At 43.7% G+C, this 22,862-nt stretch carries 10 protein-coding genes and 4 tRNA genes; 9 read left to right on the forward strand and 5 right to left on the reverse strand.

What is annotated here, in order from left to right:
* The 7 genes from BM736_RS20205 to BM736_RS20235 form a co-directional block, all read left to right on the forward strand.
* A partial coding sequence (locus BM736_RS20205; RefSeq protein WP_076415501.1) for a tandem-95 repeat protein occupies nt 1-7,674 on the forward strand: 7,674 nt, incomplete at its 5' end.
* 118 nt (nt 7,675-7,792) lie between these two features.
* Nucleotides 7,793-9,967: a type I secretion system permease/ATPase gene (locus tag BM736_RS20210; RefSeq protein WP_076415502.1), complete on the forward strand. Its 2,175-nt coding sequence runs from the start codon at nt 7,793-7,795 to the stop codon at nt 9,965-9,967.
* Nucleotides 9,964-11,346 (forward strand): HlyD family type I secretion periplasmic adaptor subunit, encoded by a 1,383-nt coding sequence (locus tag BM736_RS20215; protein WP_076415504.1) that lies wholly within the window; start codon nt 9,964-9,966, stop codon nt 11,344-11,346. Before BM736_RS20210 ends, BM736_RS20215 begins: the two co-directional genes overlap by 4 nt.
* A gap of 29 nt (nt 11,347-11,375) precedes the next feature.
* Nucleotides 11,376-12,791 carry a TolC family outer membrane protein gene (locus BM736_RS20220; protein WP_076415506.1) on the forward strand — a complete coding sequence of 472 codons (1,416 nt, stop codon included), beginning with the start codon at nt 11,376-11,378 and terminating at the stop codon, nt 12,789-12,791.
* Nucleotides 12,791-13,390, forward strand: a complete 600-nt coding sequence (locus tag BM736_RS20225; protein ID WP_076415508.1) for an OmpA family protein — start codon at nt 12,791-12,793, stop codon at nt 13,388-13,390. The genes BM736_RS20220 and BM736_RS20225 overlap by 1 nt, the downstream gene beginning before the upstream one ends.
* 18 nt (nt 13,391-13,408) lie before the next feature.
* On the forward strand, nt 13,409-14,116 hold the full coding sequence (locus BM736_RS20230; protein WP_076415511.1) for a transglutaminase-like cysteine peptidase: 708 nt from the start codon (nt 13,409-13,411) through the stop codon (nt 14,114-14,116).
* Between the two features lie 8 nt (nt 14,117-14,124).
* Complete coding sequence (locus BM736_RS20235) at nt 14,125-16,050, forward strand: EAL domain-containing protein (RefSeq protein ID WP_076415514.1); 1,926 nt, start codon at nt 14,125-14,127, stop codon at nt 16,048-16,050.
* Between the two features lie 367 nt (nt 16,051-16,417).
* Here BM736_RS20235 and BM736_RS20240 read toward each other — a convergent pair.
* The 4 genes from BM736_RS20240 to BM736_RS20255 all read right to left on the reverse strand — a co-directional run bounded on the left by BM736_RS20240 (nt 16,418) and on the right by BM736_RS20255 (nt 16,866).
* A tRNA-Pro gene (locus BM736_RS20240) sits at nt 16,418-16,494 on the reverse strand.
* Between the two features lie 55 nt (nt 16,495-16,549).
* Nucleotides 16,550-16,626, reverse strand: a tRNA-Pro gene (locus BM736_RS20245).
* Between the two features lie 26 nt (nt 16,627-16,652).
* Nucleotides 16,653-16,728 (reverse strand) — tRNA-His (locus BM736_RS20250).
* A 61-nt stretch (nt 16,729-16,789) separates the two neighbouring features.
* Nucleotides 16,790-16,866: transfer RNA gene (locus tag BM736_RS20255), tRNA-Arg, on the reverse strand.
* A 259-nt stretch (nt 16,867-17,125) separates the two neighbouring features.
* On the opposite strand from BM736_RS20255, the gene BM736_RS20260 reads away from it, so the two are divergent.
* Nucleotides 17,126-19,756, forward strand: a complete 2,631-nt coding sequence (locus BM736_RS20260) for a diguanylate cyclase domain-containing protein (RefSeq protein ID WP_076415516.1) — start codon at nt 17,126-17,128, stop codon at nt 19,754-19,756.
* Between the two features lie 105 nt (nt 19,757-19,861).
* On the opposite strand, the gene rep is transcribed toward BM736_RS20260, so the two are convergent.
* Entirely contained in the window at nt 19,862-21,874 is a 2,013-nt protein-coding gene (gene rep / locus BM736_RS20265) for a DNA helicase Rep (RefSeq protein WP_076415518.1), read from the reverse strand.
* A 286-nt stretch (nt 21,875-22,160) separates the two neighbouring features.
* Between rep and BM736_RS20270 the strand changes: the two genes are divergently transcribed.
* Nucleotides 22,161-22,790 carry a TetR/AcrR family transcriptional regulator gene (locus tag BM736_RS20270; protein ID WP_076415667.1) on the forward strand — a complete coding sequence of 210 codons (630 nt, stop codon included), beginning with the start codon at nt 22,161-22,163 and terminating at the stop codon, nt 22,788-22,790.
* The last annotated feature ends 72 nt before the right edge of the window (nt 22,791-22,862 follow it).

Consider the following 22,862-nt stretch of genomic DNA (forward strand, 5'->3'; position numbering starts at 1 on the left):
GGCTCACTCGTCATCAATGAAGATGGCTCATATACCTTCACGCCAAATGAAAATTGGAATGGCACCGTTCCTGTCATCACTTACACCACTAATACTGGCTCAACAGCGACTCTGACTATAGAAGTGACACCTGTTGATGATGCCAGTGTATTGGTCAATGACAGCAATACCATTGAAGAAGACACGGTTGCTACTGGTAATGTGTTAGATAATGATGAAGACATCGACAACGACCTAACCGTTGCAAGCTTTGAAGTTGATGGCGAAACCCATGAAGCTGGCACCACTGTCGTACTTGAAGGGGGCTCACTCGTCATCAATGAAGATGGCTCATATACCTTCACGCCAAATGAAAATTGGAATGGCACCGTTCCTGTCATCACTTACACCACTAATACTGGCTCAACAGCGACTCTGATAATCACTGTTACTCCAGTCAATGATGAGCCGATCGCGGAAGATGATAGCTTCAGTGTTGATGAAGGCGCGATGGTCAGCGGCAATGTCATCACCCATGATGACGGCGATGGCAAGGTCGATACGGATGGCGGCGACGGCGCGATATTGAACGTCACCCACATCGACGGCACCGAATTAGTGTTCGGCCAAGATGGCTGGAGTCAGACCCTCACCGTCACCAATGGCACCGTGCGCATCAAAGCCGACGGTAGCTTTGAGTACACCCATGATGGCAGTGATCCAACCCAGACAAACCCAAGCTTCACTTACACCTTAAGCGATGGCACTGACAGCGATGACGCTACCGTCACCATCAGTGTCGGCGCCGTCAATGATGAGCCGATCGCGGAAGATGATAGCTTCAGTGTTGATGAAGGCGCGATGGTCAGCGGCAATGTCATCACCCATGATGACGGCGATGGCAAGGTCGATACGGATGGCGGCGACGGCGCGATATTGAACGTCACCCACATCGACGGCACCGAATTAGTGTTCGGCCAAGATGGCTGGAGTCAGACCCTCACCGTCACCAATGGCACCGTGCGCATCAAAGCCGACGGTAGCTTTGAGTACACCCATGATGGCAGTGATCCAACCCAGACAAACCCAAGCTTCACCTACACCTTAAGCGATGGCACTGACAGCGATGACGCTACCGTCACCATCAGTGTCAGCAATACCAATGACGCTCCAACAATCACAAACACGACAAATTCTCGAGTATCAGAAGAAGGTCTCACTGATGGCCTTATTGACAACACAGGCAATACAGACACCACTGATTCAGTAACTGCCAGTGGAACGATAAGCATTGAAGATGCCGATGGTGATGCATTAACTGTTGCACTAAGCGGCCCTAATGGTATGACCTCCGATGGCGAAGCTGTGCAATGGTCATGGGATGCAGATTCTCAAACCCTCACAGGATTCATTGGCACTCCAGGTGAAAACTCATACCTTGAAGTGATGACAGTCGAGCTTACTGCTCCAAATGGCAACGCTCCTGGTGACTGGACTTACGATGTAACCTTACTTGCAGCTGTCGATCACGCGGATACTGACAACGAAGATGACCTAGCATTGGAATTTGGTATTAGCGTTGATGACGGTAATGGCAGTATTACTGATGGTAACTTTAACGTCACTATCGAAGATGACTCTGTTGCGTTTACAGCAGAGCAACTATCAGAGTTAAATGCTATTGGTACTTATACTGGTTCATTAACAACTGATGGTGCAGATCAAGACTATAGTGCCGATTTAGCGGGTAATATATCTGGCTGGAATGGCACAACTACAACATTTTCTGATTCAGGTATTACTGCAAATGGTTTAACTGTGTTCTACTATGTTGACCCTGCAGACCCGAGCGTGCTCATTGCATACTCGGACACTAGTGATACACCATCAGTTTATGATGCCTCAAATCCTGCTCAGGCACTTATCTTTACCTTAACAGCTAACCCTAATAGCGACAGCTATGAACTCGATTTAGCGCAATCTATCGATCAAGTTGACACTATCACAGTTGCAGATCTTAGCGGTGGTTTAGGCGGTAACACATCAGCTATTTACGTTTCTTACAATGGTACTGACTATGATATTAACAATGATATCGATGATGTAGCAGCTGGCAATGAAATGATCTTTACCCTCACCTCAACTGACGGTGGAGTATCTTCCTCAGTTAACGGCAACACAAACGGTTTCGGTGTTCAAAACGCATGGGTTGATCAAGGTGAAGACCTCATTATTGATTATACAAATGATGTAGCATCAGCATCTATTCAGTTTACGGGCGCCGACTATATTCATTTCAAAGCATATGATGCTGATGGTAACTTGCTAGGTGAAGGTGATGTCCTCAGTGGTGAAGTGATCAGCAATTTAGGTGCGATCAGCTACATTGAAGTCTCTACTAGCGATTTATCAACCCCCGCCGATGCTCGCTTCCAATTCACAGGTACAACAGCTGAAAATATTGTGACCTCTACAGAAGATGTACAGCTCAATATTGATATTACAGTTACTGACAGTGACGGTGATAGCAGTAACGGTTCAATCGGCATCGACTTGAATGCCCCAGGCGCGACTCCTACTGCACCAACGGCGTTGCAGGACAATGTTATTTCGACCCTACGTGAAACTGATCTACTCAACAATGGCTCAGAGCAAGACTCTCAGGTCATGAGCTTTAAAGCGGGAAGTGAATCCTTAACCGCCTTCCAGTTTGGTAGTACCGATAGTATCAATGTCGAAGGTATCAATGCCCACATCTTCTGGAATATGAACGAAGATGGCCAGTTGATCGGAACTGTGATGGGTAAGGAAGCGATTAGTATCACATTAGATTGGGGCCGTATTGAGAGTGGTGAAACAGGCAGCCTTAATGTCATTGTTGAGCTATTAGAAGACTTCCCACATAACATTAATACCGACAATATAGTTATTTCAGGCCTGGAAGTTATCGCTGTCGATGCATCAGGAAATACTGCTAAATCAGCTGTTACCGTAAATGTTGAAGACCATAACTTTGCGCCTGAATTCATCTCTGATGGAGATATGGTAACAGATGGCAGTGTGGTAAATGATGATAGTTATGATTTCGGTACAATTGATGAAGGCGCAGCTGCCGGAACAGAGGTAGGTACCGTTTCAGCAGTCGATCTCAATGATACAGATACACTGAGTTATAGCTTTGAAGATGGTAGCTTAACTTATGGTGTATTCACAATTGATGCGGAAACAGGCGTTATAACTCTTAATCAAGAGATTGATGATGCAGATCTAGGTAGCTTCAATTTTAATGTCCTTGTAACTGACAATGATAACTTAACAGACATTGCATCCGTCAAAATTGTGCTAAACAACATTAATGAAAACCCTATTATCACCGCTACTTCGAGTTCAATCGTTTCGGAAGAGGGCTTAACAAACGGCCTAGCTGATAGTACAGGTACTAGCGACCTGACTGATTCGGTAAGCTCATCTGGTACAATCAGCATTCAAGATGTTGATGGAGACACGCTGGCCGTCACATTAAGTGGGCCATCAGGCGTCACTTCAGCAGGACAGGCAGTACAATGGAGCTGGGACACAGGCACCCAAACTTTAACTGGATACACAGGGACTCCAGGCACAGGTTCCTACTCTGCAGTTGCTACAATTGTATTAACACCTGCATCAGGCAGTCTGTCAGGTGACTGGAGTTACGCATTGACACTACTAGCACCAGTCGATCATCCAGATACAGACAGTGAGGATACATTGACACTACAAATTGGTGTCAATGTTGATGATGGTAATGGCGGTAACACCTCAGGTAACTTCAATATCGTTGTCGAAGATGATGCACCAGAAATAGCTAACTCAGCCGCAGAAACTGTTACAAATATCAATATACCAGATAGCCTGATTGGCGACTTCTCTTTGACTAATCACAGTGGATACAATGGATCTATCGATTTTGATGGATTCACTATCACTGCGAGGGGCTTCACATCATCGACTGACTCAACATTAACTGGCGCAAATATTTATGGTTCAAACAACGGTATAGGTGTCGCTAGCAGTGGCTCTCCTTATCATAATATACGTAACGAGGTAGATTTCCGTAAATTTGAAAATGGTACAGAAGCCTCTGAAGAGATAGTGATAACGTTAGATCCAGGCACCATCGCATACGGTGTCAATATTGAATTTGCCAGCATGTTTGGCGGAGAGCTAGAGGTAGGCGTTGTTGAGTTTTACCGTGATGGTCAGCTGATCATGACTCAAACCTTCAGTTCTGATGCTTCAAATGGTGACTTTGCAGCAGTTTTTGAAGTGCTGCAAGGCGGCTTTGATCAACTAGTCATAAAAGCGACAGATAATGGCTTTGATGCTGCTCATGGGGACAATAGTGACTTTACAGTTAAGTCAATAGAGTTCTTAGGAACCGATGCACAAGCTATTGGCTATGCAACTGGCCAGGTTGACGCCCAATGGGGAGCCGATGGAATGGGCTCACTAGTCTTTACCGGCACAGACGAAAACGCCCTCTTTACTGCCAGTGGTGATGCTATCATCATCTCTCAATCTGATAATACCTTGCTGGGGCAAACCGCCTCCGGTGAGCTCATCTTCAAAGTTGAGTTCACGCCTGCAACAGGCCAATGGGAGTTTTACCAGTATCAGGCTATGCAAAATCCATCTGACGGTCAGATAGATTTCAATGTCGTAGCGACTGACGGAGACGGTGATAGCGTAACTGGACATTTTTCTATCACACCACATGTCGATACATCTCCAACAACGACTGAGTCTAGTGCCCAAGGAGTTGAAGACACTGCGATCATTCTTCAATGGAGCGACTTTAATGTTAGCGATACTGATACAGCGAAAGCTAATCTATCAATCAAAGCAGCGACATTACCAAATACTGCCAATGGTACATTACAGTACTTCAATAACGGCTCTTGGGAAGCCGTTGCTGTGGGAATGCTGTTAAGCTCAGCAATGTTTGATGCTGGACAGGTGCGGTTTGTACCCAATGATGACCAAGCTGATGGCAACTTAGGTGGAATAGGTAATCAAGGCGACTCGCTTGCCACATTCACCTATGTAGCAACAGATGGCACCACTGATAGTAATCAGTCTACTATGACGGTTCATATAGAAGCTGATGCAGATGCTCCTCAGCTGACAGCATCTGCTGGCGATCTAGTCTGGATTGATAAAGTGCCAATGGATACCACTATCCCTGACAATGTACAGGTCAATGATGAAGTCTTTGGCACTCAGGTTAAAGCCTTACTGTCAGGTCAACATGTTGTTTCTGGAAATGAGAACTCATTTATTGAGGGTAGCGAAACAGCTCAAAATTCACTGAGTGGTGGAACTGGCAATGATATATTAATTGGCGGTGCACTAGCTGATTCACTTCATGGTAATGCTGGCGACGATATTTTCATCGGAGGTGGACAAAATGACTCTATCTACGGTGGAGAAGGTACTGATACCGCCATCTACTCAGGTAACTTTGCTGACTACACAATAACGAATCATTATGATCATTCGGTCACACCTTACCTACTCATTAATGATAGTCGTGGTATAGATGCAAGTTCAGTCAATACAGCGAATTTAGATGCTGGTGATCACCTTTATGAAGTTGAGCGACTAATATTCGCCGACGGCGTCTATGTTGTTAACCCAGATGGCAGCTTAACTCAGGTACAACTCAAAGAGATTCCACTAGATATCGAAGCTGCATTAACTGATACCGATGGCAGTGAAACCCTATCAGATATCACTATCAGCGGAGTGCCTGACGGCGTGTATTTAAGCGCTGGTACAAATAATGGCGACGGTAGCTGGACACTAACTGCACAGCAGCTAAATGGACTGAAACTACAAGTTGAAGAGGGTTACACCGGAGTCGCAGAAGCTGACCTACTTATCAGCGTCACCAGCACTGAGAGCAGTAATAATGATACAGAGACATCAACAACAAGCTTAAATGTGTCTCTATACGGTTACAGTCAAGATAACGGTTCCTATGGTGACGATACAATAGATGGCACCCACGAACATGATGTCATTGTCAGCGATGTGACTGGAATTCAGGTTATTGAAGGTGAAAACTACAACATCGCCTTTATTCTTGATTCTTCTGGCAGTATGGGAGACAGTAATGTTAATACCGCCAAGGCTCAGCTACTAGAAGTATTCAATACTCTTAAAGCTAGCGCAGCGGGGGCTCATGCAGGTGTAGTAAATATTCTACTAGTTGATTTTGATAGTGGAACTAAGGTTACAGTTTCAGTCAATCTGGCAGATGCTAATGCGATTTCAAACTTAGAAGATGCCCTAGATACCATCTATAGCGGTGGCAGAACTAACTATGAAGCAGCATTCGACGTCGTTACTGAGTGGTTTACTACCGGTGAAGCTGCATCCAATGATGGCACCAATTTAACTTACTTTATCACTGATGGTGAAACCAATAACTATGTTGTAGACACCTCACCAGATAGCGTTTGGGTGTATAACCCATCTGGACACCAGCACGATAAACTCTTATCGGACTTGCTTTCAAACTACATTCCAGGTCAAGAGCTTGTGCACGCAGGTCAAGTCATTGTTGATGAATATGGCAATGTAAACTATTGGTACAAAGATGATGGGCAGTGGAAGAGCAGCTTACGAGGTGTTTTAAAAGAAGATGCCAATGGTGACTATATTGTAAGTCTAATATCAAATGGTTCGGATGCAGAAGCTGAGGCCCAAGCATTGGCGGCATTTGCGGTACTTAATACTATTTCAGAAGTTGAAGCTATCGGCATTGGCAGCGGAGTAGATCTAGATGACTTAGTTCCATATGACTCTGACGGTCAGGCTCACGCTAATATCAATGCATCAGACCTGGCCAATATCATTCTAGGCTCAGAGCAAACACTGATCCAAGGCGATGATACCGTTGATGCTGCAGCTGGCAACGACATTATTTTCGGTGATTTAGTCAAATTCGATGGTATCGAAGGCCAAGGTTATGCTGCGCTACAAAAGTATGTAGCTCAAGAGACCAACCAAAACCTTGCCGATGTTTCAGTGCAAGATGTTCACGAATTTGTCACAGCCAACCCTGGTGTATTTGATGTATCTCATTCTGATGACGGTGAAGATACTCTCTATGGTGGTGAAGGTGACGACCTGCTCTTCGGACAAGGTGGTAATGATGAACTGATTGGGGGGTTCGGTGACGATACCCTTATCGGTGGCTTAGGTGATGACAACTTAACTGGTGGCACAGGCTCAGACGATGCAGGAGCTGACACCTTTGTTTGGTCAGAAGGCTCTACAGGAACCGACCATATAACTGATTTTAACCTCAATGAAGACAAGTTAGATCTTAGCGACCTTCTACAAGGTGAGAATGCTGGTAACTTAGGCCAATACTTACACTTCACCGTAGACAATGGTACAACAACCATTGAAGTGGATGCGAATAATGATGGTCATGTCGATCAGCTTATTGTGTTAGATGGCGTGGACTTGTCGACGGCCTTTGGTGGAACAGATGAAGCAATTATTAACGGGTTACTCGGAAGTAATGGCGAAGGCGCATTGATTGTTGATAATCAGGCTTCTGCTTCATCGAGCCCAACGGCTTTTGCTGATAACTCAGGCTCTAACCCACATCAAGATGAGCAAATCCATACGTTAATCCCGTAATAAAAATTAAATCTAACAATGGCCTATAGCAATATAGGCCATTATGATTAATAATTTCATAATACATATGCAATAAATTCAATAAATTCTTAGCATAGTTCTTAAGGATAAGTTTTAGGTGCCTGAAACAGCTTCTCAGAAAACTGAGCAATGGACAGTCTCTGCGTCACAAAGAGTCTCTGTCGATCCCTTGCTAGATAGTTTAGTCCTATTAACCGAATATTTCGGTAGCCCATGCTCTAGTGAGTCTCTAGCGGCAGGCCTCCCCTTGTCATCAAGTGTCCTCACACCAGATCTTGTTCCGCAGGCTGCAGGCCGTGCAGGCTTAACGGCAAAGCTTACCCGTAAAGGTTTAGATCAAGTCTCCCCTATCTTTCTACCTTGTATCTTATTGCTTAAAGATAAAAAGGCCTGTCTGTTAAGGGAGATAGATTTTGATAAAGACAGAGCAGTTATTCAGTTACCCGAAACGGGCGGCGAACAGGTTCTGTCTATTGAAGAACTTGAAGCTATCTATGTCGGCTACCTTTTCCTTGTAAAGCAGCAATATCGTGGTGATATGGGATTTGATGTTCACCAACATGACAACAATAGTCATTGGTTGCTGCAAACCCTTAAAGATTCAGCTCCTATCTACCGTGATGCTTTAATCGCCTCTGTACTGGTAAATATCTTCGCCTTAGTGTCACCACTTTTTATCATGAATGTCTACGATAAAGTAGTGCCCAATTTAGCGTTCGACTCGCTATGGGTGCTCGCGATTGGCGCTGGCATCGCTTATATTTTTGACCTGATCATGCGTCAATTACGTGCCTATCTTATCGATGTTGCAGGCAAAAAAGTCGATATCATAGTTTCATCACAGTTGTTCGCCAAAGCTGTTGGTATCCCACTTGAAAAGCGCTCTCCCAGTGTCGGCGGAATGGCACGGCAACTCGGCGAGTTTGATAGCATAAGAGAGATATTAACCTCAGCAACAATCACTACTTTGGTTGATCTCCCCTTCGCGATCTTCTTTATGCTAATTATCTATGTGGTCGCCGGCGATCTCGCCGTTATTCCACTGCTTGGTAGCATTATTATCATAGGTTATACCTTGATTGTTCAGCCGAAATTAAAGGCTGCAATTGAGGAGAGTAATAAGTTTTCAAGTCTCAAACATGGACACTTGATTGAATCGCTTGCTTCACTCGAGTCCATCAAATCCAGTGGCGCCGAAGGCTTAGTGCAAAAAAGCTGGCAACAGATGATTGGTCATACGGCTAACTGGCAATTAAAATCTAAAAAGCTATCAACCTCTGTCACTAACCTAGCCAATTTTACCGTACAGCTTTCTGTTGTCTGCGTCGTTATTTTAGGGGTTTATCGTGTCGCCGATAATGCGATCTCTATGGGGGGCATCATTGCTGCAGTGATTTTATCAAGCCGAGCAATCTCTCCAATGGCACAACTGGCCGGATTAATGACCCGTGGTAACCATACGGCGAGCGCACTACGTCAACTCGATGAGATAATGACTCAAGATGATGAATTTGAAAATAAAGGTCACTTAGTTAGTCGACAACGGCTTGAAGGGCAGATCAGTGCCGATCATATCAGCTTCTCCTACCCTAATTCTGAAAAACCAGTGCTACATCCTATGTCCCTTAATATTAAGCCGGGAGAGCGCGTAGCGATTATTGGTCGTAATGGTTCAGGTAAAAGTACCTTAGCCAAGATGCTCGTAGGCCTCTATCAACCATCTAAAGGTAGCCTTAGGTATGATGGGTTAGACTCAGCACAAATACACCCGACAGACCTTCGTAGGAACTTTGGCTATCTGCCTCAAGATATCACCCTATTTCATGGTTCTATCAGAGATAATATTCTATTTGGCACTCGTCAAGTCACTGAACATCAACTGATCCGTGCGGTTCAACTGTCCGGTATCAACCTCTTCTCAGATCTAGAGACTGAGGGGCTAGATCAGCAAGTTGGTGAAGGCGGTCAGTCTCTATCTCGTGGCCAAAGACAAACAGTAGCCTTAGCTAGGGCCACGCTAAACGATCCACCCGTCTTACTCATGGATGAACCAACAGCAAGTTTAGATGCTCGTGCTGAGAAGCAATTCATCCGCGCAATGCAGAATGTCAGTCGTGATAGAACCTTGCTACTTATCACCCACAAGATGCACCTGCTTAAACTGGTCGACCGTATCATTGTATTGGATAGAGGTCATGTTATCGCCGATGGCGCAAAAGATGAGGTTCTAGATAAACTGAGTAAAGGCCTACTCTCAGGGGGCCAGAAATGAGTAAGCATCTGACTACCCACGACTTAGAGATGGTCGATGATGTCTATGGCGCCATGATGACTGATGCGCCTACAAGTCACAGACTGATCATTTGGGCATTAGCTTCGATGGGAGTTTGTTTTCTGGTATGGGCCTATTTTTCCGAGCTCGATCAGGTCACAACAGGTATGGGTAAAGTCATTCCCTCCTCTCAAATTCAGGTCATTCAAAGCCTCGATGGCGGTATCATGCAGGATATGTATGTAAAAGAGGGAATGATCGTCACTAAAGGGCAAGCTTTAGTGCGTATCGATGACACCCGTTTTCGCTCAGACTTCGATCAGCAAGCTCAAGAGGTCTATAGCTTACAAGCCAATGTGCTTCGATTATCTGCAGAGTTATCGAGTATTACCATAACCAGTATGGCTTCAGACTGGAGACAGCAAGTAAAGATAACCCCAAGGCCACTTCAGTTTTCAGGAGAGTTGATAAAAGAGGAACCAGAATTGGTTCAGCGTCAATCGGAAGAGTATTCAGGCCGATTAGATAGTTTAAGCAATCAACTAGAGATATTGGCTCGTCAAATTCAACAGAAACAGCAAGAATCTAAAGAGCTAACTTCAAAGATAGAAACACTATCTCGCAGTTTTCAGCTTGTTTCCAGAGAGCTTGAACTCACACGGCCGCTTGCCGCTAAAGGAATCGTACCAGAAGTTGAACTATTAAAAGTCGAGCGGGTTGTTAATGACATCCAAGGTGAGCTCGCTTCCCTTAGATTATTACGACCTAAACTTAAAGCTTCTCAGGACGAAGCGATATTAAAAAGGCGTGAAGCCGTACTCAATTTCGCAGCAGATGCCAGAACACAACTAAACGAACTACAAACAAAGCTTTCTCGCATGAACGAAGCACAAGTTGGCGCTCAAGATAAAGTCAATAAAGCTGAAATAACATCTCCGGTAAATGGAACCATCAAAAGCATACATATCAATACATTAGGTGGAGTCGTCCAACCGGGTATCGATATTATTGAGATAGTGCCATCTGAAGATCAGCTGCTTATCGAGACAAAAATCATTCCAAAAGATATTGCATTTTTACATCCTGGCTTACCCGCCGTAGTCAAAGTTACCGCTTATGACTTCACCCGTTACGGGGGATTAAATGGCGTTGTAGAGCACATTAGTGCCGATACAACACAGGACGAAGAGGGAAACAGTTTCTATCTTGTAAGGGTTAGAACTGAATTATCGAGTTTGACCAAGGACGACGGCACTAAAATGCCAATTATACCAGGGATGCTAACTTCGGTTGATGTAATTACTGGGCAAAGATCCGTTCTAGAGTACATACTTAATCCAATTTTAAGGGCAAAAGATACGGCACTCAGAGAGCGCTAAGCCCAAAAAATCGACCTGGAGGGGTTAACATGAAAACCAGCACTATTCGACAGCTCAAACGCAGTGCACTTGCGTTAGCTGTTGGCGCGCTGATACTGCCAGCTGCGGCCTACAGCCAAACACTGGAGCAAGCTGTCGCGCATACATTAGATACAAACCCAGAAATTCGTATCGCCTTCAATCGCTTTAAGGCTCGTGAAGAGCAGGTAAACCAAGCTATAGCGGGTTATATGCCAACTGTTGATATCAGTGGTGGTTATGGCTGGGAACAAACAAACAGTCCTTCAACAAGAAGAAAAGCAGGATTTGGTGAAGTCGATGATGAAGGCGTTATCGAGCTTGAACGTGGGGAAGCAGGCTTTAGCATCAAGCAGATGCTATTCGATGGTTTCTATACGTCGAGCGAAGTAGACAGATACAGCTTTGAAGCTAGTGCTGAGCAGTGGGCACTTTTTGCCGCAGCCGAAGATATGGCTCTAGAAGTATCTAAAGTCTATGTCAACTACATCAAGAGTGAGCAAGTACTAACACTTGCAGAAAAAAATCTTGTAAGCCATCAAGATATTTATGGTCAGATCAAAGAAAGAACTGACTCAGGACTTGGCTCAGTTGCAGATTTATCGCAAATAACAGGCCGACTGGCGCGTGCTAATGCCAACCTTATTTCAGCTAAAAATAACTTCTATGATGCCAAAGCACAGTTTGTCCGCATAGTAGAGCAGCAGCCTGAAGGGCTCATTGTGCCGGTACCGGATGATGATATGCTGCCAGAGGATCTCAATAGCAGTGTAAAGCTAGCCCAAGATAATCATCCAATTTTGAAGTCGGCAAGCAGTGATATTAATGCTGCAGAAAATGAGCGAGACTCTGCCCAGTCTAATTACTATCCAAAACTGTCACTCGAACTAGACGGTAACTGGAATAATAACTTAGATGGTGAGGATGGCTTGCCAGGCAATGCATTTGGACAAGATGTTGGTGGTCACAGTAACGATCTAGTGGCTATGGTCAGAATCAAATATAACTTGTTTTCAGGTGGCAAAGACAGAGCCCGAGAAAGAGAAGCGAGCTATAAAGTAGGTGAAGCAAAAGAGATCCGTGAGAGAGCCTATCGACAAGTTGTTGAAGGGGTTAATTTAGCTTGGAACGCCTACGAGCTTTTAGTACCGCAAAAGATGTATATACGTGATCATGTCGTTGCCGCTAAAGACACTCAGGTTGCTTACAGCCAGCAATTTAACTTAGGTCAACGCACCCTACTCGATCTACTCGATACTGAAAATGAGCTATTTGAAGCTCGTAAAGACTATCTTGAGGCCGAGTATGACGAAATACTATCAGAATATCGCATTTTAAATGCTACAGGCAGATTACTGGAATCGTTACGTGTAACCCGTCCCGATGTTTGGCAGGGCGAGCGTAACTACGAAGGAGGAGTCAACTAATGAAAACCTTCATATCAATTTTAGCCATTACCCTGTTAAGCGCTTGTTCCAGCATAGTTACTATGGACGGCAACACGACACAAGTTCATGATCTTAACGATATGGACAAAGATGGTGTCATTGTTGCTCGCGAACGATGCAATGATACGGTTATGGGCGCAACAATCGATAATTATGGTTGTGGTAAGGTAAAACCGATTCATGAGCGTTCAGAGCTTAAGATATTGTTCGAAAATGATTCTTACTACATTGACCCTATGTATTATGATCAGGTCGAAGTTATCGCTCAGTTTATGAATGAGTTCCCTAATACTCAGGTAACGATTGAAGGCCACTGTAGTAAGACTGCATCTTACGAGCATAATTTAACCTTGTCGCAAAACAGAGCCGATGCAGTCACCTCTTTACTGAGCGAACGCTTCAGCATAGCACCAGATAGGCTAACCGCGATTGGTTATAGCTATGACCGCCTTGTTGATGAGAGTGGAACCGACATGGCTCATACTCGAAATAGACGTGTTATTGCAGAGGTCACTGGTGATGATACGACTGCAGATATGAAATGGCATATCTACACCGTCGATGAAGAAGTGAAATAGAGGTAATAACTAACCACAATGAAGGGCAGACTTAGTCGTACACTTTCATATAAAAAAGTCTGCCATTTCATTTTAGTGGTACTGGCTCTAGGTATTTCATGCCTATATGCCTCACCGACTCAGCAGCTTAACAAAAAGCATATTATCTCCACGCTCGAGTCGAGATACGGTGAACGAGCAGGGATGCGAGTAAAAGCGTGGTTTAAGGTGCTTGATACTTCTCAGGGGCTAACCGAAAAAGAAAAGATCACGAAAGTTAACAACTTTTTCAACCTGTTCCGTTTTGTTGATGATATTAAACTTTGGGGTGATAGTAACTACTGGTCAACACCGATGGAGTTTATTGGCGTTAATGGTGGAGATTGCGAAGACTTCTCTATCGCTAAGTATTTCACATTACTTCAGCTTGGTATCCCTGAAGATAAATTGAGGATAACCATGGTAAAAGCGACCACAGTGAATCAGTATCATATGGTGCTTGCTTACTATGAAAAACCCTCTTCGATCCCTTTGGTGTTAGACAATCTAGATAGAAAAATAAAACCTGCTACCCAAAGGAAAGATCTACTACCCGTATACAGTTTTAACGGTCGACAGCTTTGGCTTAACAAAGAAAAAGGACGAGGTGTTCTTGCTGGTTCATCTAAGAAACTAGCTAAATGGAATGACCTCAAACACAGATTGGGTGTCGAAAGACTCAGAAAACCCAAATTAAGATTGGAGTAGCTAGAAAGATGACACTGTTTCGACAGATATACTCACTACTGTTTGGCCTATTTTTGTTGGTGGTGGCAAGTCTTGGCTATGTGCAGTTTACTGAGACACAAAGCTTTCTGACCAAACAGATGGAGTCAGACCTTAACAATACCAGTAACTCTTTAGGGATTATGCTGATCCCAGATCTTGAGGCTGGAGATATTGTTGGCGCAGAAACCCTTATCAATGTCATTTTTGAGGGGGGTTATTACCAGCAAGTAAAACTCACTTGGCTAGTCGATGGTAAGCAACAAACTTGGGAGAATCCAGTCAACATCCAAGGCGTTCCTCAATGGTTTATCGATCTAGACTTTTTTAAAACCATTAAAAAAGAAAGCACCATTACTTCAGGTTGGATCCAACTTGCTAGGTTAGAGATAACGGCCCATCCAGGTTTTGGTTACCATGAGTTGTGGCGCACTATGACTAATGCAATCATGGTTTTTTCAGTACTTTTTCTTATCGCAATAATCTGTGCTCGCCTTGGCCTAACTTGGATTTTACGCCCATTACACGAAATAGCTGAACACGCTAAAGAGATCGCCCAACGTAAATTCGGCCCTGATATGAAGATTCCGAAAACAATGGAACTTAAATCAGTCGTCTTAGCCTTTAATAGCATGTCCGAACAACTCAAGCAGATCTTCAACTCACTCGATGAGGAAGTTGGCGAACTTAGAAAGAAGAACTTAGTCGATCAAGTATCAGGCCTACCCAACCGTCAATATATGATGGGCCGCCTAAACAGCTGGCTCAGTGAGCCTAAAAGTGGTGCCTTAGTTATGACAAAGTTTGACTGGCTAGAAGAGGTTCATAGTAAATATGGATACCAGGTCAGAGATGAGACTATCAAGTTACTGTCTGAGAAGATGAAAGAGCACCTAGATGTTGTTTCTACTTCAGTTATAGCGAGAATAGCCGCCTATGAGTTTGCTTTTTTGATCACTAGTGCTGAACATGAACAGACCAGTAAATATTTACAGACGTTAATCCGTACCATTAACCAAGAGATGTCTAAAGCGGGCTGTAAACCCAATGAAAACTTCTCTATCGGTATTGCTGAACGCATAGGAGAGATGTCAGTTTCTGACATACTCGCTCAAACGGATAACGCGCTACAGAAAGCCATCAAAGAAGACAAAATATTTCACTGGTTTGAGACCAATGAAAAACAACTATTTACCAGAGAGCAATGGCGAGAGCACTTAAGCAGCGCGATTAACAATCGACAGTTTAAGTTTAAGTGGCAGCCAGTACACCTCAATGATAATGATGAAATTACGCAAAGAGAGTTATATTGCCAACTTGAAATAGGCGATAAAACCATACATGCGGGCCAGTTTATGCCTTATGTAGAGCTACTATCTCTTGGTGGTCTACTCGACAGATGCCTAATCGAAACCCTCAGTGAACAAAAACTTCTTGAACGCAACTATGAGCCAATAGCAATAAACCTAACTTTCCATAGTTTGAGCGATCCTCAGTTTCATGAGTGGCTAAACAGCTTCCTTCGTTCATCAAGTGTTGCTGAGCGGATCTGTTTCGATATCCCTGAAGCTGGGGTTTACAGTGACCCTGATTCTTGTGAGGCACTCTGTACTATTATCCGCGATAATGGCGCTCACTTCGGAATAGATCACTTCGGCCGTCAATTTGGCTCTATGTCCTACCTGCAAAGCTTAAGACCTAGCTATGTGAAACTTGATCAATCTTTTGCCTATTATGATGAAAGTGAGCATAGCAGCGAACTTTGTCGTGCTTTAATTAATGTTGCTAGAGGCTTAGATATCCAAGTTATCGTCACAGGCATTGAAGAGAAGCCACAGCTAGAGCGGTTCGTCCCACTCAAAACCAGTGCATATATGGGCTATATCCACCCACCAGTGAGTGTTGAGATTAAATAGCCTCTTTTAAAACAGCTATTAACTTAATAGACAAAGCCTCAGATTGACTCTGGGGCTTTTTAATAAGCGGTCGACCTGTTTTTACTGCGAGGGAGGATTCAAATCCTCTAGCTAGCCATTAATAACAAAAAAGCCCTTCGATTTCTCGAAGGGCTTTCTAGTAAAATGGTCGGCCATGCAGCCATAAAGAGAGAGGATTCGTTTCCTCTGACTAACTATTGGCTTAAACGAAAAATCCTTCTGATTTCTCAGAAGGCTTTTCGAAAGTGGTCGGCCATACAGTCATAAAGAGGGAGGATTCAAATCCTCTAACTAGCCATAAATAACAAAAAAGCCCTTCGATTTCTCGAAGGGCTTTCTAGTAAAGTGGTCGGTGATAGAGGATTCGAACCTCTGACCCTCTGGTCCCAAACCAGATGCGCTACCGGGCTGCGCTAATCACCGTTAAACTTTATAACTCTAAATATCAAATCAAAAATCAATTCAATATCTTTAAATGTGGTCGGTGATAGAGGATTCGAACCTCTGACCCTCTGGTCCCAAACCAGATGCGCTACCGGGCTGCGCTAATCACCGAAACAGTCTTGCTGGGTAAATTGAAATGGGGTGACTGATGGGGCTCGAACCCACGACAACCGGAATCACAATCCGGGGCTCTACCAACTGAGCTACAATCACCACTGACTTTCAACTTTCTAACTTGTTACAACATTTCCACTAACTTAGCTTCTTATCAATCTGGTGCACCCAGAAGGATTCGAACCCTCGGCCTCACCCTCCGGAGGGGTGCGCTCTATCCAGCTGAGCTATGGGTGCCTGCCTTGTTAGCGGCGCACATAATATGAATTATTTACCCTGCCGTCTACTCTTTTTAGTGATTAATTCACTCGTTTGCTCAAGTTTTAGCTTATTTGGGGTATTTATCGCTATTTAGCTTAATAACTGACTAGCTGTAACACGTCAAACGTCAAATTAATGGCTTGGCACTGCCGCTTTTTCGTGCTATCTATATCTCTTGTCCAAATTTAGTCCAAATCCTAGCTCTTAATATAATAAATAGCGATTGGCGGAAATCATGTTTAGGGAAGAATCAACTCAATGCTCACCTCGTGACGTTGGGAGGCTACAAAAAAGGATTGCTCGCTTAAGGGATTTAGCCCTTAAATATAAACGAGCCGAAGTCACTCAGAATATGCTCTTAGAGATCTCTAACTTAGCATCGAGTGTCGACTCACCTAAAGATTTCTTTTCAGAGGTTCACCGCTCACTGAACCTACTACTTCCTGCTGATAACTTTTTCGTTGCATTGCAAGAGCCAAACTCTGACCAACTAGAGATCCCCTTTTTTCTAGATGAAAAAGATCCTCATCCAAATAAGCTCTACCCCAATGAAGAGATCTCAGACAGTTTGCTCTCAGGGCTAACAGGCTATGTGCTTAAAACAGGTAAACCTCTCCTTTGTGATGACGGCATTTTTAATGAACTAATTGCTTCAAAGAAAATAGTGAGCAGAGGTGCCCCTTGCCATCATTGGTTAGGCGTTCCGATTAAAACCAATAATCAGGTTTCAGGTGTATTAGTCGTTCAGAGCTACTCTCCCGAGATCAGCTTCTCAGAGATGGAGATTGAGCTACTCAACTTTGTTAGCTATCAGATCTCTGGTGTCTTGGAGCGATTGCAACATCAAGATCAACTTGAGCAAGCCATTGAGCAAAGAACTAAAGAACTGAGTATCGCTTACGACAAACTAAAAGCTGAGGTCTTTGAAAGAAGACGTGCTGAGCGATTACAAAAGTCATTATTTGAAATATCAGAGTTGGCCACATCAAATATTGATAACCAACATTTTTACTCTGAGCTACATAGAGTGATCTGCCACTTACTCCCTGCTAATAACTGCTATATAGCACTGCTCGATGATAGACTAACCCGTATCAGCTTCCCTTTTTACGTGTCACAAAGAAGCAGCTCAACGCCCCAACCTAGAGCTGTATGCGACGGGCTTACTGAGTATGTAATTAAAAACAAACGACCTGTTCTCCTTCAACGCGATGATCTCGATACTTTAATCAACTCAGGTGTGGTGTATTCAAAAACACCAGAATTAAATAGCACTCGAGATATATCACAATGGATAGGTATCCCACTATTTATTCATGGTCAGGTACGTGGTGCACTAACGATCTACAGCTTATGTATGTCGCAAAGCTACCAAGAGAAAGATCTGGAGCTGTTAACTTTTGTCTCTCAGCATATAGCTACAGCAATCGAAAGAAAGCTCTCAGCTGAAACCTTAAAATCTAGCTATGAGCAACTTGAAGAGAAAGTTGTCATGCGAACTCAAGCGCTGGCTCTGCTAAATAAAGACCTAGAAAAAGAGGTTAACCAAAGACGTAAAGTCGAAGAGCAGCTCGTTTATGACGCCAATCATGATCACCTCACAGGTTTGCCAAATCGCTCTATGTTTATGGAGCGATTATCTCAAGCGGTAAAACATATTCGTAGGCATGGGCTAGACAGGTTTGGCTTACTATTTATCGATCTCGATAGATTCAAACTTATCAATGACACCTTAGGCCATCTTGAAGGAGACCGCTTCCTGATAGAGACCTCAAGACGATTGCAGCTTTGTATACGTGACAACGACACGCTAGGCCGCATCGGTGGCGATGAGTTCGTCATCCTTCTCGATGGCATTAATGGCGCTAGCGATGCAAAAGAGGTTGCTGAGCGAATACTCACTGAGTTGTCTCGCCCCTATAAACTAGCCAATCAAAGCTTCAATTCAGGTGCGAGTATCGGCATCGCATTTAGTAGTAATCATAAGTCAGATACCGCTGAATCCCTGTTACGTGATGCTGATTCTGCGATGTACCAAGCTAAGTCTAAAGGCAAAGGCTGCTATGTTATTTTTGATGAGAAGTCTCACAAAAAGCTGGTAAAAGATGTAGAGCTAGAAAATGAATTACGCCAAGCTATTTTGAATCAAGAGTTACCTTTAAGTTATCTACCTATTCAAAACTTAAAGAACGGCTCAACAATCGCATTAGAACCTCGCCTATATTGGAACCACCCTCTTCTCGGCAAGGTAAAGCATGCTCAGCTCAATAATATCGCGGAGCATTGCAATTTAATCACAGAGTTGGATATCTACCTGCTTGAAAAGCTCAATAGTGACCACAGCATACTGCAGGAGCTGTCCTTAGAGCATTTGCCCCTGCACCTAAATATCTCAGCGATGCACTTAAAGCATAAACATGCCGTCAGACAGCTTAAAAACAAAGTTAAGCAATGCATTTTCCCTGCGCAACAATTATGGCTATTCTTTGACGAGACAGGGTTTATCCTTGATACCGATAACCATATCAATGCATTTGATATTCTCAAACGCCTAGAGATAAAACTAGCGCTTAAAGGTTACGGCAGCGCCCACAGTGCATTAAGCAGTCTTACTTTCCTTCCATTACATGGACTTAAGCTCGACCCTAGCTACACGACACACTTAGATAGTGAACAGCACTTAAAGCTAATAAGAGCCCATTACTTAACAGCCCAAGCATTAGAGCTCACGGTATTTGTCGATGGAATAGCTGCTATCGCTCAAAAAGAGATACTCACTGAGATAGGATTTAAAGTCGGTCAAGGCCAGGCTCTGGGTAAGGTGCTTGATCTCACATTGATAACTGATAATCAGGTTTGCGCCTAAGCCTTTATAGCAATTGTATTACCACCATCACTCACTGCATAAGACCCATTAAGATAAGCTCAATGGGTCTATGCAGCGTTGTTTTAATACCTTTAGCACAAGGTACTATTTTTTAAACATATCTCTTAAGTTGGCAATATTGGACTTGCCTGACTCTTGCCTTTGCTGCTCACTTTGCACTTGCTTACGGTTTTCCCAAATCAAGTCATCCTGTGGAAGCTCCATCAAGAAACGACTAGGCTCACACCGCATGGTTTCACCAAACTGACGACGTTCACGACATAAAACAAACCAAAGCTCTTTCTGAGCACGAGTGATCCCCACATAGGCTAGGCGTCGCTCCTCTTCAACATTTCCTTCATCAATACTCGTTTGATGAGGCAATATTCGCTCCTCTGTTCCAACCATAAATACAAAGGGAAACTCTAGCCCCTTAGAGGCATGCAGTGTCATCAATTGAACCTGATCGCCTCCTTCATCCTCACTATTGCGCTCCATCATGTCACGCAAAGTTAGCCGCGTGACGACCTCAGGCAAGGTCATCCCCTCATCGAGATCATCCCCTTCCAACATCTCTGTCACCCAACGATAAAGCTCAGAGATATTCTTCATTCTCATTTCAGCCGCTTTAGCACTGGTACTCGTCTCGTAAAGATAATCTTCATAGTTGATATTACGAATGAGATGTTTAATAGCATCAACTGACTCTCCACGCTTTACCGTTTCACCAGTATCGACAATAAACTTGCCAAACTTGTATAACGAAGCCATAGCTGCAGGTGGCAGATGGTGATTGAGTTCGGCATCAAAACTCGCTTCAAACATAGAAATTTGTCGCTCGTTTGCAAACGTTCCCAAACGTTCTAGAGTCGAAGGGCCGATACCTCGCTTGGGTAGATTAACCACTCGCAAAAAAGCATTGTCATCATCTGGATTCACCACAAGCCTGAGATAGGCCATGATATCTTTAATCTCGGCGCGACCAAAAAATGAGGTCCCCCCACTGAGCTTGTATGGTATGCGGTTAGTCATCAATGCCCTCTCTAATAAGCGAGATTGATGGTTTCCTCGATACAGAATGGCATAGTCACCGAATTGGGTTTTCCCCATAAACTTATGACGGATCATCTCTGCAATGACCCGCTCAGCTTCCTGCTCCTCATTAGCAGCAATTAATACTCTCAGAGGCTCACCATAAGCCAGCTCACTGAAGAGTGCTTTATCATACACATGAGGGTTATTAGCAATAAGAATATTCGCCGCTCTAAGGATCCTTTGACTAGAGCGGTAATTTTGCTCCAGCTTAATCAGACGTAAAGCAGGGAAATCTTTACCCAGCAAAACAAGGTTTTGTGGTTTAGCGCCACGCCATGAATAGATTGATTGATCATCGTCGCCAACAACAGTAAACCTAGCTCGCTCACCAACCAGTAACTTCACCATCTCATATTGACTGGTGTTTGTATCTTGGTACTCATCCACCAGCATATATTGAATGCGTGTCTGCCAACGGGCTCTAACTTCGCTGTTGTGTCTCAGTATCAAGGTTGGGATTAAAATCAGATCATCAAAATCCAAAGCATTATAGGCTTTCATATGCTGAGCATATCGCTTATAAAGCGCAGCAAAGAGCTGTGACTGCTCATCCTTTGCAATGGTAATCGCCTGCTCAGGGACAATAAGATCTCCCTTCCAATTGGAGATAGCAGTCATCAAAGCCCTAAGCAGATCTTTGTCACCCTCTAACTCATCTTCAGTGAGATCTTTTAGCAGTGCTAAACTATCTTGATCGTCAAACAGAGAAAAGCCTGGCTTTAAGCCCACCACCTTATGCTCCCGCTTAATGATCTCTAAGCCCAGAGTATGGAAGGTTGAGATCCATAAACCACGTGCTTCTTTACGTCCCATGGACTGAGCAACACGCTCTTTCATCTCACGAGCCGCTTTGTTGGTAAACGTTACCGCAGCAATATTCCGAGCCTTATAACCACACTTTTGCACCAAATGAGCAATCTTATTAATGATCACTCGAGTCTTACCACTACCTGCGCCTGCGAGCACGAGGCAGGGGCCTGATACATAGTGTACGGCTTCGTCTTGTCCGGGGTTTAGCTTCATCGGTTTACAGTTACCAGCATTTAAAAGGGAATTTTAAGGAGGCGATCATACCAGAAACTCTTCATATTCAATCTTACAAATTACATGTTTCATTCTCAGCATGTCAGTTTCAAAGATAAAAAGTAGCAAACCTTTTTATACTTCAGTTGTCTATGAAAAGCGCAAGTCAATAAATTCGATGCTGTGATGAATAAAAGTTTACCTTGCCACATTGATAATTGCGTTCTTCTCCTGTCTCCAATAGAATAGTGAATGAACGTTCATTCACCTCGAGATTATGCTCAGTATGGATAACAAACGCGAACTGATATTTAACGCAACAGAAAAGATTATTGCGACTAAAGGACTGCAAGGTCTCTCTATGCAGCAAATTGCTAATGAAGCTGGCGTAGCGGCAGGCACTATCTATCGCTACTTTAAAGACAAAGATGAGTTAATTAACGAACTCAGAAAAAACGTGTTACGTGTCGTCGCAGAAAATATTCTCTCTGACAGTGATAAGGGGACGATTGAGCAAAGGTTTAAACGGATCTGGTTCAATATTGTTGACTTTGGTCGCCAGCGTACACAAGCAAACTTAAGCTATGAGCAATATATTCATCTGCCTGGCATAGACTCTGATCCGCATCAGACATATGAAAAAGCGACTTTTGAACGATTACATAATCTGTTCGAAGAGGGAAAGCAGCAGGCGCTATTTCACGCTTTATCAAACAAAGCCATGTTTGCTATATCCCTTGAGCCAGCTGTAGCGCTTGGGCGTAGTATTCGCAGGGGGCAGTTGGCGTATAACAAAGCAGAGTTAGAGTTGGTCTGCAATTTATGTTGGCAAGCACTATTGGTACAAACTCAAGCAGCTAATTTAACCCAAACTGAAGAATCGGACTCAACTAACAAGGCGCTATCAGGACAATGAATAATTTGAACATCCCTGATGCTACTTGCCGTTTTTACTATCAAGCAGAATTTTTAAACTTAACTAACAAGG

This window comes from Shewanella sp. UCD-KL12 (assembly GCF_001957125.1).
GTDB lineage: Bacteria > Pseudomonadota > Gammaproteobacteria > Enterobacterales > Shewanellaceae > Shewanella.

Coding starts and splice junctions, on each gene's coding strand:
- BM736_RS20215 (WP_076415504.1), top strand. CDS start 9,964: ATGAGTAAGCATCTGACTACCCACGACTTAGAGATGGTCGATGATGTC.
- BM736_RS20220 (WP_076415506.1), top strand. CDS start 11,376: ATGAAAACCAGCACTATTCGACAGCTCAAACGCAGTGCACTTGCGTTA.
- BM736_RS20225 (WP_076415508.1), top strand. CDS start 12,791: ATGAAAACCTTCATATCAATTTTAGCCATTACCCTGTTAAGCGCTTGT.
- BM736_RS20230 (WP_076415511.1), top strand. CDS start 13,409: ATGAAGGGCAGACTTAGTCGTACACTTTCATATAAAAAAGTCTGCCAT.
- BM736_RS20235 (WP_076415514.1), top strand. CDS start 14,125: ATGACACTGTTTCGACAGATATACTCACTACTGTTTGGCCTATTTTTG.
- BM736_RS20260 (WP_076415516.1), top strand. CDS start 17,126: ATGTTTAGGGAAGAATCAACTCAATGCTCACCTCGTGACGTTGGGAGG.
- rep (WP_076415518.1), bottom strand. CDS start 21,874: ATGAAGCTAAACCCCGGACAAGACGAAGCCGTACACTATGTATCAGGC.
- BM736_RS20270 (WP_076415667.1), top strand. CDS start 22,161: ATGGATAACAAACGCGAACTGATATTTAACGCAACAGAAAAGATTATT.